General features: G+C 72.2%; 3 protein-coding genes. All 3 read left to right on the forward strand.

Annotation, left to right across the window (positions count from 1 at the left end; translation table 11 throughout):
* Window position 1 precedes the first annotated feature (1 nt).
* A complete protein-coding gene (locus tag ACIBU0_RS24545; protein ID WP_398821813.1) occupies window positions 2–10,945 on the forward strand; it encodes an amino acid adenylation domain-containing protein in 10,944 nt (3,647 codons plus the stop codon).
* On the forward strand, window positions 10,942–13,785 hold the full coding sequence (locus ACIBU0_RS24550) for an amino acid adenylation domain-containing protein (RefSeq protein WP_398821815.1): 2,844 nt from the start codon (window positions 10,942–10,944) through the stop codon (window positions 13,783–13,785). The genes ACIBU0_RS24545 and ACIBU0_RS24550 overlap by 4 nt, the downstream gene beginning before the upstream one ends.
* A gap of 165 nt (window positions 13,786–13,950) precedes the next feature.
* On the forward strand, window positions 13,951–15,804 hold the full coding sequence (locus tag ACIBU0_RS24555; RefSeq protein WP_398821816.1) for a BTAD domain-containing putative transcriptional regulator: 1,854 nt from the start codon (window positions 13,951–13,953) through the stop codon (window positions 15,802–15,804).
* Window positions 15,805–16,016: the final 212 nt, after the last annotated feature.

Consider the following 16,016-nt stretch of genomic DNA (forward strand, 5'->3'; position numbering starts at 1 on the left):
CATGACCACGGGCGAAGTCCGCACGGGCGGACAGGTCGACGGCAGGGGAACGGCCGACGACAGCGGATCGGTCGACAGCAGGCGTGAGGAGCTGGTGCGGGCCAGGCTCGCCGGGGGCCGCGGCGGCCGGCGAGCCGCCGTCACCCCCGTCGACCGCGGCGGCCGGCTCGCCCTCTCCCACGGGCAGCAGCAGATGTGGTTCCTCAGCCGGCTCGACCCGGACAGCTGGGAGTACAGCGTCCCCGTGGCGCTGCGGCTGCGCGGGCGGCTCTCCACGGAGCTGCTGCGCCGGGGCTTCGAGGAACTGGTGGCCCGCCACGAGATCCTGCGCACCCGCTACCGCCTCGACGGCACCGAGCCGGTCCAGTTGATCGACCCTCCCGGCCCCTTCGACCTCCCCGTCGACGACCTCACCGGCACCGGCACCCGCGCGGAACGGGAGGAGCGGGCCCGCCGGCTGGCCGAGGCCGAACCGGGCCGCCCGTTCGACCTGGCGGACGGCGCACCGCTGCGGGCGCGGCTGATCCGCGTCGCGGAGGACGACCACCTGTTGGTCGTCGTCTTCCACCACGTGGCGTGCGACGAGTGGTCCGTGGGTCTGTTCCTCGGTGAACTGGCCGCCCTCTACGAGGCGTTCGGCCGCGACGAGCCCTCACCTCTGGCCCCGCTCCCCGTGCAGTACGCCGACTACGCGGCCTGGCAGCGCCGCCGCCTCGACAGCGGGGAACTCGACCGGCAGCTCGACCACTGGCGGGAACGGCTCGCCGGCCTCACCCCGCTGGAGGTGCCGACCGACCGCAGGCGGCCCTCCACCCGCTCCTACGCCGGGGACGCGGTCCCCGTCCACCTGCCGGCCCCGCTGGCCGGCCGGTTGCGCGAGCTGGGCGCCGCGCACGGAGCGACCCTCTTCCACACCCTCCTCGCCGGCTACCAGGGCCTGCTCTCCCGCTACACCGGCCGTGACGACATCGCCGTGGGCACCGTGGTCTCCGGCCGCAACCGGCCCGAACTGGAAGGGCTCATCGGCTACGGCATCAACACCCTGGTCCTGCGCGGCCGGTGGCAGGGCGACCCGACCTTCCGGCAGCTCCTCACCGGCGCCCGGGAGACCGTCCTGGACGCCTTCGACCACCAGGAGTTCCCCTTCGCCCGCCTGGTCGACGAGCTGGCCCCGGCACGGGACATGTCCCGCACCCCGCTGTGCCAGGTCGCGTTCACCATGCACCGTGAACGCACCACCGGCTTCGCCCTGTCCGGCGTCGACACCGAGACCCTGACCGCCACCTCCCGGGTGTCCCGCTTCGACCTCACCCTCCAGCTCCGCGAGGCCGACGACGGCTCGGTCACCGGCACCCTGGAGTACAGCACCGCCCTCTACGACCGGACCACCGTCGAGCGCATCGCACGGCACCTGGAACGGCTCCTGGCGTCCGCCGCGGCCGACCCCGACCGCCGCCTGTCCCGCCTGGACATGCTCGACGACACCGACCTCGCCGTCCTGCTGCCCGAGATCCACACCCTCGACGCGCCCACCCGCTGCATCCACCAGCTCGTCGAGGAACGCGCCGCCGCCACCCCCGACGCGGTGGCCGTGGTCTGCGGCACCGAACGCCTCACCTACGCCGAGCTCAACAGCCGCGCCAACCGCCTCGCGCACCACCTGCGGACCCTCGGCGCCCGTCCCGGCCACCTCGTCGGCGTCGGCCTCGACCGCGGCCCGCACCTGGTGCCCGCCCTGCTCGGCGTCCTCAAGTCCGGTGCCGGCTACCTTCCCCTGGACCCCGAGCACCCCACCGACCGCATCGCCTACACCCTCCGCGACGCGGGCGCCGACCTCGTCGTCACCTCCACCGGGCACGCCGCCCATCTGCGCGACGCCTCCGACGGCCGGCTCGTCGTCCTCGACGACCCCGACGAGGCCGCGGCGCTGGCCGCCGCCCCCGGTCACGACCCGGACTCCGGCGTCACCCCCGACGACCTGATCTACACGATCTACACCTCCGGCTCCACCGGCCGGCCCAAGGGCGTCGGTCTCAGCCACACCAACGTGCTGCGCCTGTTCACCGCCACCGAGGAGCACTTCGGCTTCGACGAGCACGACGTGTGGACGCTCTTCCACTCCTACGCCTTCGACATGTCGGTGTGGGAGATCTGGGGCGCCCTCACCTACGGCGGCCGGCTGGTCGTCGTACCGCCGGACATCTCCCGGTCCCCCGAGGACTTCCTGCGCGTGCTCGCCGACGAGCGGGTCACCGTCCTCAACCAGACCCCGTCCGCCTTCCGCAGCCTGGTCTCCCTGGCCGCCGAGGACCACCCCCTGATCGGCGAACTCGCCGTGCGGGTCGTGTCGTTCGGCGGCGAGCGGCTCGACATCCCGGCCCTGCGGCCCTGGGTGGAGCGCCGCGGCCTCGACGTCACCGCGATCGCCAACCTGTACGGCATCACCGAGACCTGCGTGCACACCACGTTCCACCTCGTCACCGAGGCCGACCTGGACGCCGAGACCGGCAACCCGGTCGGCGTGCCGATTCGCGATCTCCAGGTCCACCTGCTCGGCCCGCACGGCGAACTCGTGCCCGTCGGCGTGCCCGGCGAGATCCACGTCGGCGGTCCCGGCGTCGCCCTCATGTACCTGGGCCGCCCCGCCCTCACCGCGGAACGCTTCGTACCCGACCCCTACGGCACCCCCGGCACCCGCCTCTACCGCAGCGGCGACCTCGCCTCCAGGCGTCCCGACGGCAGCCTGGACTACCTGGGCCGCATCGACCACCAGGTCAAGATCCGCGGCCACCGCATCGAACTCGGCGAGATCAAGGCCGCGCTCACCACGCATCCCCGGGTCCGCGACGCCGTGGTCGTCGCCCGCGAGGACACCCCCGGCGACCGGCGCCTCATCGCCTACGTCGTCCCCACCGGCGACGCCGTCGCCGCGCCCAGCGAACTGCGCGCCCTGCTCGCCCGCACCCTGCCCGACTACATGATCCCGGCCGCGTTCCTCGTCGTCGGCCGCATCCCGCTCACCGTCAACGGCAAGCTCGACCAGGCCGCCCTGCCGGCCCCCGACCGCAGCGCCCTCGGCGTCGACGCCGTGCACGTCGCACCGCGCACGCCCGCCGAGGAGGAGATGGTCGCCGTCTGGCGTGAGGTCCTCGGGGTGGAGACCGTCGGCGTCGAGGACAACTTCTTCGACCTGGGCGGCGACTCACTGCGCGCCGTCGCCCTGGTCGGGGCCCTGCGGGGCAGCGAGTACGACGTCACCGTCCGCGATGTCTTCGAGCACCGTACGCCCGCGGAACTCGTGGCCTTCGTCACCGGCCGCCCCGCCCCCGCCACCCCCCGGCAGCCCGTCGCCCCCTTCACCCTGCTCGGCGACGACGACCGCGGCCGCCTCCCCGAAGGACTGGTGGACGCCTACCCGCTGGCTCAGGTACAGCTCGGCATGGTCGTGGAGATGCTCGCCGACGACGGCCGCAACCACTACCACAACTCCACCTGCTTCCGGATCCTCGACGAACGGCCCCTGGACCCGGACGTCCTCCAGCGGACCGTCGACACCGTGCTGGCCCGCCACGAGATCCTCCGTTCCAGCTTCGCCATCGAGGGCTACTCCGTCCCGCTCCAGCTCGTGCACCCCGCAACGGACGTGACGTCACCCGTCGCCGCGCGGGACCTCACCGGGCTGGACGCCGACGCCGTCGAAGCGTCGCTGCGCGCCTACATGGCCGAGGAGCGCACCCGGCTCTTCGACCTCACGCGCGCCCCGCTGATCCGCTTCACCGGCCACGCCTGCGACGACGGCTCCTGGTGGCTGACCCTCACCGAATGCCACGCCGTCCTCGAAGGATGGAGCCACCACTCCCTCCTGATGGAACTCGTCACCACCTACCACGCCCTGCGCGCCGGCGAGCCCCTCCCGGACCCGGACACCCCCGACATCCGGTACGCGGACTTCGTCGCCGCCGAACTGGAGTCCCTCGCCGCCGACGAGGACCGCGCCTACTGGAAGGGCATCCTCGACGAGCACACACCCTTCGAGATCCCCTCCGGCCTCGGCGACGACCCGGCGACCACCCCCGGCGGCCTCAACCGCTCCTGGGTGCCCTACCACGACCTGGAGGCCGGCCTGCGCACCCTCGCCACCCAGGCCAAGGTGCCGATCAAGAGCGTCCTGCACGCCGCGCACCTCAAGGTGATGAGCCAACTCACCCCCGAGGAGGCGTTCTTCACCGGCCTCGTCACCAACGCCCGCCCGGAGGCGGTCGGCGCGGAACGCGTCTACGGCGTGTATCTCAACCCGCTGCCCTTCGCCCACCGCCGCGGCGCGCGCACCTGGCGCGAACTGGTCCGGCAGGTCTTCGACCAGGAGATCGACGTCTGGCCGCACCGCCGCTACCCCCTCGGCGCCATGCAGCGCGAACTCGCCGACAGCGAACGGCTCGTCAACGTCCGCTTCAGCTACCAGAACTTCCGCCAGGTCGACCAGGACCTCGTCGACTACCCGGCCACGATCGACGACAGCCCCACCGAGTTCCCGCTCGGCGTCTCCACCCGCGCCGGCTTCATGGTGATCACCGCCCACCGGCACCACTTCGGCCGCGCGGCGGTGGACCGCCTGGCGGCGATGTACCGGGCGGTGCTGGAGTCCATGGCCGCCGACGTGGACGGCGACGCCCGCGAGACCTTCCTGCCGGCCGGCGAACGCGAGCGGGTGCTGACCGCTTGGAACGACTCCGGGGTGCCGGTGAGCGAGGTCTCGGTGCCGGAGTTGATCGCGGAGCAGGTGGCGCGGCGGCCGGACGCGGTGGCGGTGGAGTCGGGCGGTACGACGCTGTCGTTCGCCGAGTTGGATGTCCGGGCGAATCGCCTGGCGCACCGGCTGCGTGCGGCAGGGGTCGGTGCCGAGTCGTCGGTGGCGGTCCTGCTGGACCGGTCGGTCGACCTGGTGGTGGCGCTGCTGGCAGTGTGGCGCGCAGGCGCTGGCTATGTCCCCACGGACCCGGTGCTGCCGGCCGGGCGGATCGCCGGGATGATCACGGACGCCGGGGTGCAGGTGGCGGTCACTTCCGCCGCGTACGCGGACCGGTTCGAAGTCCCGGTGATACGGATGGACGAGGACCTGTCGCACCTGCCGGACAGCGCGCTCGACGTGCCAGTGGATCTGGACTCGGTGGCCTACACCGTGTTCACCTCCGGCTCGACGGGCCGCCCCAAGGGCGTGCAGGTCTCGCACCGCAGCCTGGTCAACCACGTCGACTGGGCAGTACGGGAATTGACGTCGGCCGGCACCGGTGGCGCACCGGTGTTCTCCTCCGTGGCCTTCGACCTGGTCGTGCCGAACGTGTGGGCGCCATTGGCCGCCGGGCAGCGCACCTGGCTGTTCAACGGTGAACTGACCGACCTGGGCGCCGCGTTGACGGACGCTCGCCCGTTCTCCTTCGTCAAGCTCACCCCCGGCCACCTCGAGGTGCTCTCGAGTCAGCTGCCGGACGACGACATCGCCGCGCTCGCCGGCAAGGTCGTCGTAGCAGGCGAGGCGCTCCCCGGCGCCCTCGTCGAGCGCTGGAGCCGCATCCTCGGCGACGGAACGGTCCTCAACGAATACGGACCCACCGAAGCCACCGTCGGCACCTGCGTGTTCCCGCTGGTAGAGGCATTCGACGGCGTAGTGCCGATCGGCCGGCCACTGCCCAACATGACCATGCGCATCCTCGACACCCACCTCCAACCCGTCCCCGTCGGCGCGGTCGGTGAGCTGTTCGTAGGCGGCACAGGCGTGGCCCGCGGCTATGTCGGGGACGCGGCCCGTACTGCGGAGCGCTTCCTCCCCGACTTGTACGGACCGGCGGGCAGCCGGATGTACCGCACCGGGGACCTCGCACGGTGGCGTTCGGACGGCGCGGTGGAGTTCCTCGGCCGCATCGACGACCAGGTCAAGGTGCGCGGCTACCGCATCGAACTGGGCGAAGTGCGTGCCGCGCTCATCGCCCAGCCACAGGTCACCGACGCGGCCGTGATCGTGTCGGAGCCGGACCAGCGCCTGATCGCCTACATCGTCGGCGAGGTTCCCGAGTTGGCCGACGTCCTGCCCGAGTACATGATCCCCTCTGCCTTCGTGCAGTTGGACGCGATCCCGCTCACCGCCAACGGCAAACTCGACCGTCGCGCCCTTCCCGTTCCGGACCAGGCCGCGACCGACTCCTACGTGGCCCCTAGCACCCCCGCCGAGGAGCGCATCGCCGCGATCTGGAGCAAGGTGCTCGGCGTGGAGCGGGTCGGTGTCGAGGACAACTTCTTCGACCTCGGCGGACACTCGATCAAGGCGATCGCCCTGGTCGGCGCCCTGCGCGCGGAAGGCTTCGAGGCCGCCGTGCGGGACGTCTTCCAGCACCGTACGATCGCGGGCCTCGCCGCCACTCTCACCGACGGCGGTGAATCCGCCGACGCCTACCGGCCGGTGGAGCCGTTCACCCTGATCGGCGACGAGGACCGCAACCGCCTGCCGGACGGGATCGTCGACGCCTACCCGTTGGCGCAGGTCCAGCTCGGCATGCTGGTCGAAATGCTCGCCGACGACGGGCGGAACAAGTACCACAACACGACGACGTTCCGGATCAAGGACGGCCGTCCGTTCGACGTGGACGCCCTGCGCCGCGCCGGACAGGCCGTGGTGGAGCGGCACGAGATGCTGCGGGCCTCCTTCGACCTCGACGCCTTCTCGGTACCCCTGCAACTGATCCACGCGACGGCGGAACTCCCCGTCACCGTGCTCGACCTCCGTGGCAAGAGCTTCGAGCAGCAGGCCGAGGCACGCCGGGCCCACATCATCACCGAGCGGGCCACCGCCTTCCAGCTCGACCGGGCGCCGCTGCTCCGCGTCTCGGCGCTGATCGAGTCCGACGAGGCGTGGTGGCTGTCGGTCAGCGTCTGCCACCCGATCACGGAGGGCTGGAGCCACCGCACCCTCCTCAGCGACATCGTCGAGGGCTACCTGCGCCTGCGCGCCGGTGAGGAGCTGCGCGAGGTCACGGTTCCCGGCGTCCGGTACGCGGACTTCGTCGCGGCCGAGCAGGCGTCCCTCGACTCCGAGGAGGACCGTGCCTACTGGCGCGACCTCCTCACCGACCACGCCAAGTTCGAACTCCCGACCGGCTGGGGCGACGCCGAGCCCGCCGACCGGGCGGTGACCGTCCAGGTACCGCTCGGCGACCTCACCGCGGCACTGCGGTCCGCGGCACGCACCACGAGCACCTCCCTCAAGGCGGTCCTGCACGCGGCCCACCTCAAAGTGATGAGCCAGCTCACCGTGGAGGACGCCTTCTGCACCGGCCTCGTCTCCAGCGGCCGGCCCGAGGTCGAGGGCGCCGAGCGGGTCTACGGCATGTACCTCAACACGGTGCCCTTCGCCCACCGGCGCGGCGCCCGCACCTGGGCCGAACTCATCCATCAGGTCTTCGACCGGGAGACGGAGCTCTGGCCGCACCGCCGCTTCCCGATGCCGGTGATGCAGCGGGAGCTGGGTGACGGTACACGCCTTCTCGACGTCCGCTTCAGCTACCTCGACCTCTCCGACGCCCAGGCCGACAGCGACCTCGTCGACACGGACTCCGGGGACGGCGAGGGCGCCACCGAGTTCGGCCTGGCCGTCGCCGCCCGCGGCAGCGGACTGCTGCTCACGGCGGACCCGGCGGTCCTCGGCCGCGCGGCGGTGGACCGCCTGGCGGCGATGTACCGGGCGGTGCTGGAGTCCATGGCCGCCGACGTGGACGGCGACGCCCTCGAGACCTTCCTGCCGGCCGGCGAGCTCGAACGCGTGCTCATGGCCTGGAACGACTCCACGGCGCCGGTGCTGCCGAACTCGGTGCCGGAGTTGATCGCGGAGCAGGTGGCGCGGCGGCCGGACGCGGTGGCGGTGGAGTCGGGCGGTACGACGCTGTCGTTCGCCGAGTTGGATGTCCGCGCCAATCGCCTGGCGCACCGGCTGCGTGCGGCAGGGGTCGGTGCCGAGTCGTCGGTGGCGGTCCTGCTGGACCGGTCGGTCGACCTGGTGGTGGCGCTGCTGGCAGTGTGGCGCGCGGGGGCCGGCTATGTGCCCATGGATCCGGTGCTGCCGGCCGGGCGGATCGCCGGGATGATCACGGACGCCGCGGTGCAGGTCGCGGTGACGTCGCAGGCGTATGCCGACCGGTTCGAAGTACCGGTGATACAGGTGGAGGACGACCTCTCCGGTCTCCCGGACACCACGCTCGACGTGCCAGTCGATCTGGACTCGGTGGCGTACACCGTGTTCACCTCCGGGTCGACGGGCCGCCCCAAGGGCGTGCAGGTCTCGCACCGCAACCTGGTCAACCACGTCGACTGGGCCGTACGGGAATTGACGTCGGCCGGCACCGGTGGCGCACCGGTGTTCTCCTCCGTGGCCTTCGACCTGGTCGTGCCGAACGTGTGGGCACCGCTGGCGGCCGGGCAGCGCACCTGGCTGTTCAACGGTGAACTGACCGACCTGGGCGCCGCATTGACCAAGGCAGGGCCCTTCTCCTTCATCAAGTTGACGCCCGGCCACCTTGAAGTGCTCTCCGGTCAGCTCACCGACGACAAGATCGCCGCTCTGGCAGGCAAGGTCGTCGTAGCCGGCGAAGCACTGCCCGGCGCTCTCGTCGAGCGCTGGCGCCGCATCCTCGGCGACGGCAAGGTCCTCAACGAATACGGACCCACCGAGACCACCGTCGGCACCTGCGTGTTCCCGCTGGTGGAGGCATTCGACGGCGTAGTGCCGATCGGCCGGCCACTGCCCAACATGACCATGCGCATCCTCGACACCCACCTCCAACCCGTCCCCGTCGGCGCCGTGGGCGAACTGTTCGTCGGTGGCGCAGGCGTGGCCCGAGGCTACGTGGGCGACCCGACCCGCACCGCCGAGAAGTTCGTCCCCGACATATACGGACCGGCGGGCAGCCGGATGTACCGCACCGGGGACCTCGCGCGGTGGCGTTCGGACGGCGCGGTGGAGTTCCTCGGCCGCATCGACGACCAGGTCAAGGTGCGCGGCTACCGCATCGAACTGGGCGAAGTACGTGCCGCACTCATCGCCCAGCCACAGGTCACCGACGCGGCCGTGATCGTGTCGGAGCAGGACCAGCGCCTGATCGCCTACATCGTCGGCGAGGCTCCCGACCTCACCGACATCCTGCCCGAGTACATGACGCCGTCCGTCTACGTCCAGTTGGACGCGATCCCCCTCACCGCCAACGGCAAACTCGACCGCCGCGCCCTCCCCGACCCCGACGACACCACGACCGACTCCTACATCGCCCCCCGCACCCCCGCCGAGGAGCGCATCGCCGCGATCTGGAGCAAGGTGCTCGGCGTGGAGCGGGTCGGTGTCGAGGACAACTTCTTCGACCTCGGCGGACACTCGATCAAGGCGATCGCCCTGGTCGGCGCCCTGCGCGCGGAAGGCTTCGAGGCCGCCGTGCGGGACGTCTTCCAGCACCGTACGGTGGCCCACCTCGCCGCTACCCTCACGAACGGTGAATCCGCCGACGCCTACCGGCCGGTGGAGCCGTTCGCCCTGATCGGCGACGAGGACCGCGACCGCCTGCCGGACGGGATCGTCGACGCGTATCCGGTCGCCAAGGTGCAGCTCGGCATGCTGGTGGAGATGCTCGCGGGCGACGGGCTGAACAAGTACCACAACACGGCGACCTTCCGGATCAACGACGGCCGTCCGTTCGACGCCGAGGCCTTGCGCCGCGCGGCCCGGACGGTGGTCGAGCGGCACGAGATGCTGCGGACCTCCTTCGACCTGGAGGGCTTCTCGGTGCCGTTGCAGCTGGTGCATCCGGCCGCCGAACCGCGGGTCGTGGTGCGGGACCTGCGCGGCACGGACGCCGAGCGGTTCACCGCGGCGCGGCAGGAGCACATCGCCGCCGAGCGGGCCGCGCTGTTCGACCTGGACCGGCCGCCGCTGCTGCGGTTCGCCGCGTTGGTCGAGTCGGAAGAGGCATGGCACCTGGGCTTCACCCACTGCCACGCCATCACGGAGGGCTGGAGCCAGCAGTCGCTGCTGCGGGAGGTCCTCGACCTGTACCAGGTGTACGCGGCCGGTGAACTGCCCGGTGAACCGGAGCCGGTGGCAGTGCGATACGCCGACTTCGTCGCCGCCGAGCAGGAGTCCCTCGCCTCCGACGAGGACCGCTCCTACTGGCAGGGCGTCGTAGACAGGTACGCGCCGTGCCGGCTGCCGCAGGAGTGGGGCGCGGGGAACACCGCTCCGCGGGAGGACTTCAAGCTGTCAGTGGACTTCCGCGACATCGAGCCGGCGCTGCGCGAGCTGGCCCGGTCCACCGACACCTCGTTCAAGGCGGTCCTGCTCGCCACCCACCTGAAGGTGCTCTCCGCGGTCAGCGGCGAGAACGCCTTCCACACCGGTGTGGTCTACAGCGCCCGTCCCGAGGCGCCGGGCGCGGAGCGCGTGTTCGGTATGTACCTGAACACGTTGCCCTTCGCGCACGACCGGACCGCGCGCACCTGGCGCGAGCTGGTGCGCCAGGTCTTCGACCGGGAGGCCGAGGTGTATCCGCACCGCCGGTATCCGCTGCCGGCCGTTCAGCAACTGGCGGGCGGACGGCGGCTGTTCGACGTGATGTACCGCTACCAGGACTTCCACCAGACCGCCGGCAGCGCGGTGGACGTGCAGGCCGGCGCGGGCGACAGTTCGAACGAGTTCACGCTGTCCGTGGCGAACGTGCCGGGCCGCCTGGTGCTGCGCGCGGTCAGCACCGGGCTCGACCGGGCCAACGCCGAGCGCGTGGCGGGGATGTACCGGGCGGTACTGGAGGCGATGGCCGCCGACCCGGACGGCGACGTGCACGCCTCGCTGCTGTCCGTGACGGAACTGGCCCAGGTCCTGGACGACTTCAACGACACCGAGGTGGAGTGGGGATGAGGCGCTACGTCCACGAGGTGATCGAGGGGCAGGCCGCGGCCACCCCCGACGCCGTCGCCGTGCAGGTAGGCGGGCACACGGTCACGTACCGCGAGCTCGATGAGCGGGCCAACCAGATCGCCCACCGGCTGCGGGAGGCCGGGGTCGGTCCCGAGTCGGTGGTGGGGGTGCTGCTGCGCCGAGGCCCCGACACCCTGCCGGCGCTGCTCGGCATCTGGAAGGCGGGCGGATCCCATCTGCCGCTGGACACCGCGCTCCCCGCCGAACGGCTGCGGTACATGCGGCAGACGGCGGGCGCCCGGCTGACGGTGACGCACGGCGTGAGCGCCGCACTGCTCGGCTCCGAATACCGGGGTGAGACCATCGACCTGGACGCGGAGCGCGAGCGGATCGCGGCCTGTCCGGTGACGCCGCCCGACCGGTCCGCCGACCGCGACCCTGACGATCCCGCGCGCACCCACCGGCTGGCGTACACCTTGTTCACCTCCGGCTCCACGGGCCGCCCCAAGGGCGTGCAGATCGGCCAGTACGCGCTGCTGAACATGCTCTTCTCGATGCGGCAGTGGCATCGTTCGGGGCCGGAGCACCGCTGGCTGGCCATCACCTCGCTCGCCTTCGACGTGTCCACCGCCGAGCTGTACCTGCCCCTGGTCACCGGCGGCCGGGTGGTGCTCGCCGACGACGACGAGGTCCGCGACCCGGCGGCTCAACTGCGGCTCGTGGAGAGCGCGGGGATCACTCATGTGCAGGCCACCCCGGCCGGGTGGAAGCTGCTGCTGGCCGCGGGGATGGAGCGGCTCCCGGTCGCCGCGGTCACCACCGGGGAGGAGTGCCCGCCCGGACTGGCCGGACAGCTCGTGGGCCGCGTCGACCGGCTGAGCAACCTGTACGGGCCCACCGAGGCCACCGTCTGGTGCACCGGCACCGACCTGGCGGAGGACGCGGAGTCGGTGCCGATCGGCCGTCCTCTGCCCAACTACCGTGCCTATGTGCTCGACTCGGAGCAGCGACCGGTGCCGGTCGGGGTGACCGGCGAGCTGTACGTCGCGGGCGCGGGCATGGCCCGCGGCTATGTGGGCCGGCCGGGACTCACCGCGGAACGGTTCCTGCCGGAGCCGTACGGCGGCCCGCCCGGGTCCCGCATGTACCGGACCGGGGACCTGGCCAGGTTCCGGGCCGACGGGCAGCTGGAGTGCCTCGGGCGCATCGACAACCAGGTCAAGATCCGTGGCTTCCGCATCGAACTCGGCGAGATCGAGGAGGTGCTGCGCGGCGGACCGGACGTCCACGACGCCGCCGTGGTGGCCCGCGACGACGACCAGGGCGAGAAGTGGCTGGTGGCCTACGTGGTCGGCGCCGACGGCGTGGAGCCGGACCCGGCGGCGCTGCGGGACCGGCTGGCCGCGACCCTGCCCTCTTACATGGTGCCCGCGGCCGTGGTGCCGCTGCCGGCTCTGCCGCTGAACCCGGCCGGCAAGGTCGACCGGGCCGCGCTGCCCGTCCCTGGCCGGGCGGCGCTCGCCGGGGACCGCGCCTATGTGGCGCCCCGCACCGCCACCGAGCGGCAACTGGTGGAGATCTGCGCCGAGGTGCTGGGCGTGACCGACGTCGGCGTACGGGACCGGCTGCAGGACCTGGGCGCCGACTCCATGCGGATCGTGCACGTGATGGCCGCCGCGCGGCGGGCCGGGCTCGGTCTGACCCTGCGGATGCTGCTGGACAGCGAGACCGTGGAGGACCTCGCGCAGGCCCTCGACGGCACCCCGCCCGAGGGGACCGGAACGGAAGAGAAGCGAGAAGGCGAGGAATCGGCCATGACGTCGGTGGCACCGGCAGGCGGGCCCGCCGACCCGACCCGGACCATGGCCGCGCACCGGGTGCCGGGCGCCGCCGTGGCCCTGCTGCGGGACGGGCGGCTGGTGGGCGTGCAGGCATACGGGGTGCGGTCCGCGGAGAGCGGGCTCCCGGTGACGCTGCGCACCCGCTTCCAGGCCGGGTCCATCAGCAAACAGGTCACCGCGTTCGCCGCGCTGCGCCTCGTCGCCCGTGGCGAACTCGGCCTCGACACAGACCTGGACCGGTATCTGAGCGGGCGGCGCGCACCCCGCACCGCCACCGGAGCCTCCGTGACCCTGCGCCACCTGCTGTCGAACACGGCGGGCTTCTCCAGTGCCGCCGCCACCTGGTGGCGGCCCGGCGAGCCGATGCCGAAGCTCGACACCGTGCTGGACGAGGTGAGCGCCGAGCACGAACCGGGCACCCGGTTCCGCAAGGCGGGCAGCCAGTGGGCGCTGGCCGAACGGCTCCTCACCGACGTCACCGGTCAGGACTTCGCCGACCTGGCGGCGGACCTGGTCTTCACGCCGCTCGGTATGGCGGACAGCTCCTTCACACCGCCCGCCGAAGGGCTCGCCGCCCGGGACGACTGGGCCGCGGGGCACGACCAGCACGGCCGGCCGCTGCTCGACGGCTTCCGGGTGCGGCCGGTGCGGGCCGGCAGCGGACTGTGGTCCACCGCCGCCGACATCGCCCAGTTGGCCGCGGAGATCCGCCAGGCCCACCTGGGCTGCTCCGAGCTGCTGCCGGCATCGCTCGCCACGCAGATGCTCACCGAGGCGTTCCCCGGCAGCTTCTACGGTCTGGGCACGGTCGTCGACAGTTCCCTGGGCGAGCCGGAGTTCGGCCACGGCGGGCAGACGGCCGGGTTCCGGGCGCTGGTCTCCCTGCGCTTGCGTTCCGGCAGCGGCTGCGTCGTACTGACCAACGGCGACGGCGGCAAGCACGTGCACAAGACGGTCGCTGCGTCCCTCGGCCGTGAGCTGACCGTCGACGACGACTGACCGGTGGCGATCGGCCGGTCGAGACTGGCCGATTTCCGACCGTCGGATCCCGGACATCACCGCCGCGAGTCGGTGGTGTTACCGAACGGATAACACGAGAATAGGCCTCCCGCATAGCTTCGTCGCGAACACATCGTTCGTACATGCCAGACGGGGGGGTGTCGCATGGACTTCCGAGTCCTCGGCCCGGTGGAAGCGCACAGGGGCGGTTTAAGGATTCCGCTCTCCGGCTCCAAGGTGCACACGGTACTGGCGGCTCTGCTGCTCGCCAAGGGCCGTGTGGTGTCGGACAGCAGACTCAACTTCCTGCTGTGGGGCTGGGAACCGCCGGCCACATCCGGCGCGCAGATCTACACGTACATGTCGCGCCTGCGCAAGCTCCTCGGCGACGAGGTGCGCATCGAGCGCAGGCCGCCCGGCTACCTGCTCCAGGCCCCGAACAGCGGGGTGGACCTGCTGGAGTTCGAGCGGCTGGACCGGCTCGGGCGGGCGGCGCTGGCCCAGCGCCGCCACCGGGAGGCGGGCGCGCTGCTCGCCGAGGCCCTCGGGCACTGGCGCGGCACCGCCCTCGCCAACGTCACCGAGCACCTCGCCGACGCGGAGCTGCCGCAGTTGGAGGAGGCTCGGATGCACACCTTGGAGAACCGCATCGAGGCCGACCTCGCGCTGGGCCGGCACGAGCAGCTCACCGCCGAACTCACCGGCCTCGTCGCCCAGCACCCGCTGCGGGAGAAGCTCCGGGCACAGCTGATGACCGCCCTCTACCGCAGCGGTCGGCAGAGCGACGCCCTGCAGAGCTATCACGAGGGCCGCACCCTCCTCGCCGACCAGCTCGGCATCGACCCCGGTGAGGCTCTCGGCTCGACCTACACGGCCGTCCTCAAGGGCACCCGCGGCCCGGGCCCCGGTGGCGCCACCCGGCCCGCGCGGGAAGTGCCGGGTCCCGTCGCACCGTCCACGCTGCCGCCGGTCGTAGACGAACTCGCCGGCCGGGACGCCGAGATCCGGATGCTCCGCACCCAGCTGGCGGAGTCGGTCGCCGGGCGAGGACCGCGCCATCTGCTGATCACCGGAATGGCCGGCGTCGGCAAGACCGCCCTCGCGCTGCACGTCGCGCACGCGGCCGCCGGGGACTTCCCCGACGGCCGGCTCTTCGCCGAGTTGTCGGAGGCGAACGGCCGCCCCCGTCGGCCCCGTGACGTCCTCGCCGCGCTCCTGCGCGATCTCGGGGAGCCGCTCGAGGAGAGTGATGTGACGCTGCCGGTCGCCGGTGCGCAGGGCGACCGCAGGGAGTGCGAGGATCTCGTGCGGCTGCTCCGCGCCCGCACCGCGGGCCGTCAACTGCTGGTGGTGCTGGACGGCGCGGCCGAGGGAAGGCTGCTCGACCCGGTACTGGCGGGCCTCCAGGGCGTCGTGGTGCTGATCACCGGGCGCACGAGGCTCACCCAGGTCATCGGCGCCCGTACCACGGCACTCGCGCCGCTCGGGGATGCTGCGGCACTCCACCTGCTGGCCGCCGTCACGGGCCGGGCCCGGCTGGTCGCCGAACCCGACGCCACGGACGACCTGCTCGGCTACTGCGGCGGACTGCCGCTCGCGATCCGCATCGCCGGGAGCCGCCTCCTCGCCCGCCCGTTCTGGCCCGTGGCCCGCCTCGCCCAGCGCATGGCCGCCCCGGAGAACCGGCTGCGGGAGCTCTCCTACGGCAGCATGGACGTCGGCGCGGCCCTGCTGCCGTCGCTGTACGCCCTGCCGTCGCCCGCACGGTCGGTGCTGGTACGGCTCGCCGATATGGGCACCGAGCCCTTCCCCGCGGACCGGGCGGCCGAGGCCCTCGGCACGACGGAGGCCACCGCGGAACAGTGGCTCGAGCAACTCGTGGACGGTGCGCTGCTCGACCTGTGCGGCGTGGACCTGATGGGCCGGCCCTTCTACCGCTTCCACGAACTGGTGCTGCTCTTCGCCGCCGGCCTGCCCGCGCCGCACCGCACCGGCCGGAGGTCGCCGGCCGCCCGGTGAACCAGCGGAAACGACAGTGGCCCCGCCCCGAGCCGAGCTCGGGGCGGGGCCAGTGTCGTGGGCTCAGTGCCAGCTCTCGTCGTCGGAGCCGGTGGCCGCAGCGGCGTGCCGGTGGGTGACACGGACGTCCATCATTTCTTCCCCCATGTATCGACAGTGATGTCGTGGAAATTGTGATCCGCACACTAGTACGGCCGGTTTTCCCCTCATTA

Source organism: Streptomyces sp. NPDC049627, assembly GCF_044465645.1.
Taxonomy (GTDB): Bacteria; Actinomycetota; Actinomycetes; order Streptomycetales; family Streptomycetaceae; genus Streptomyces.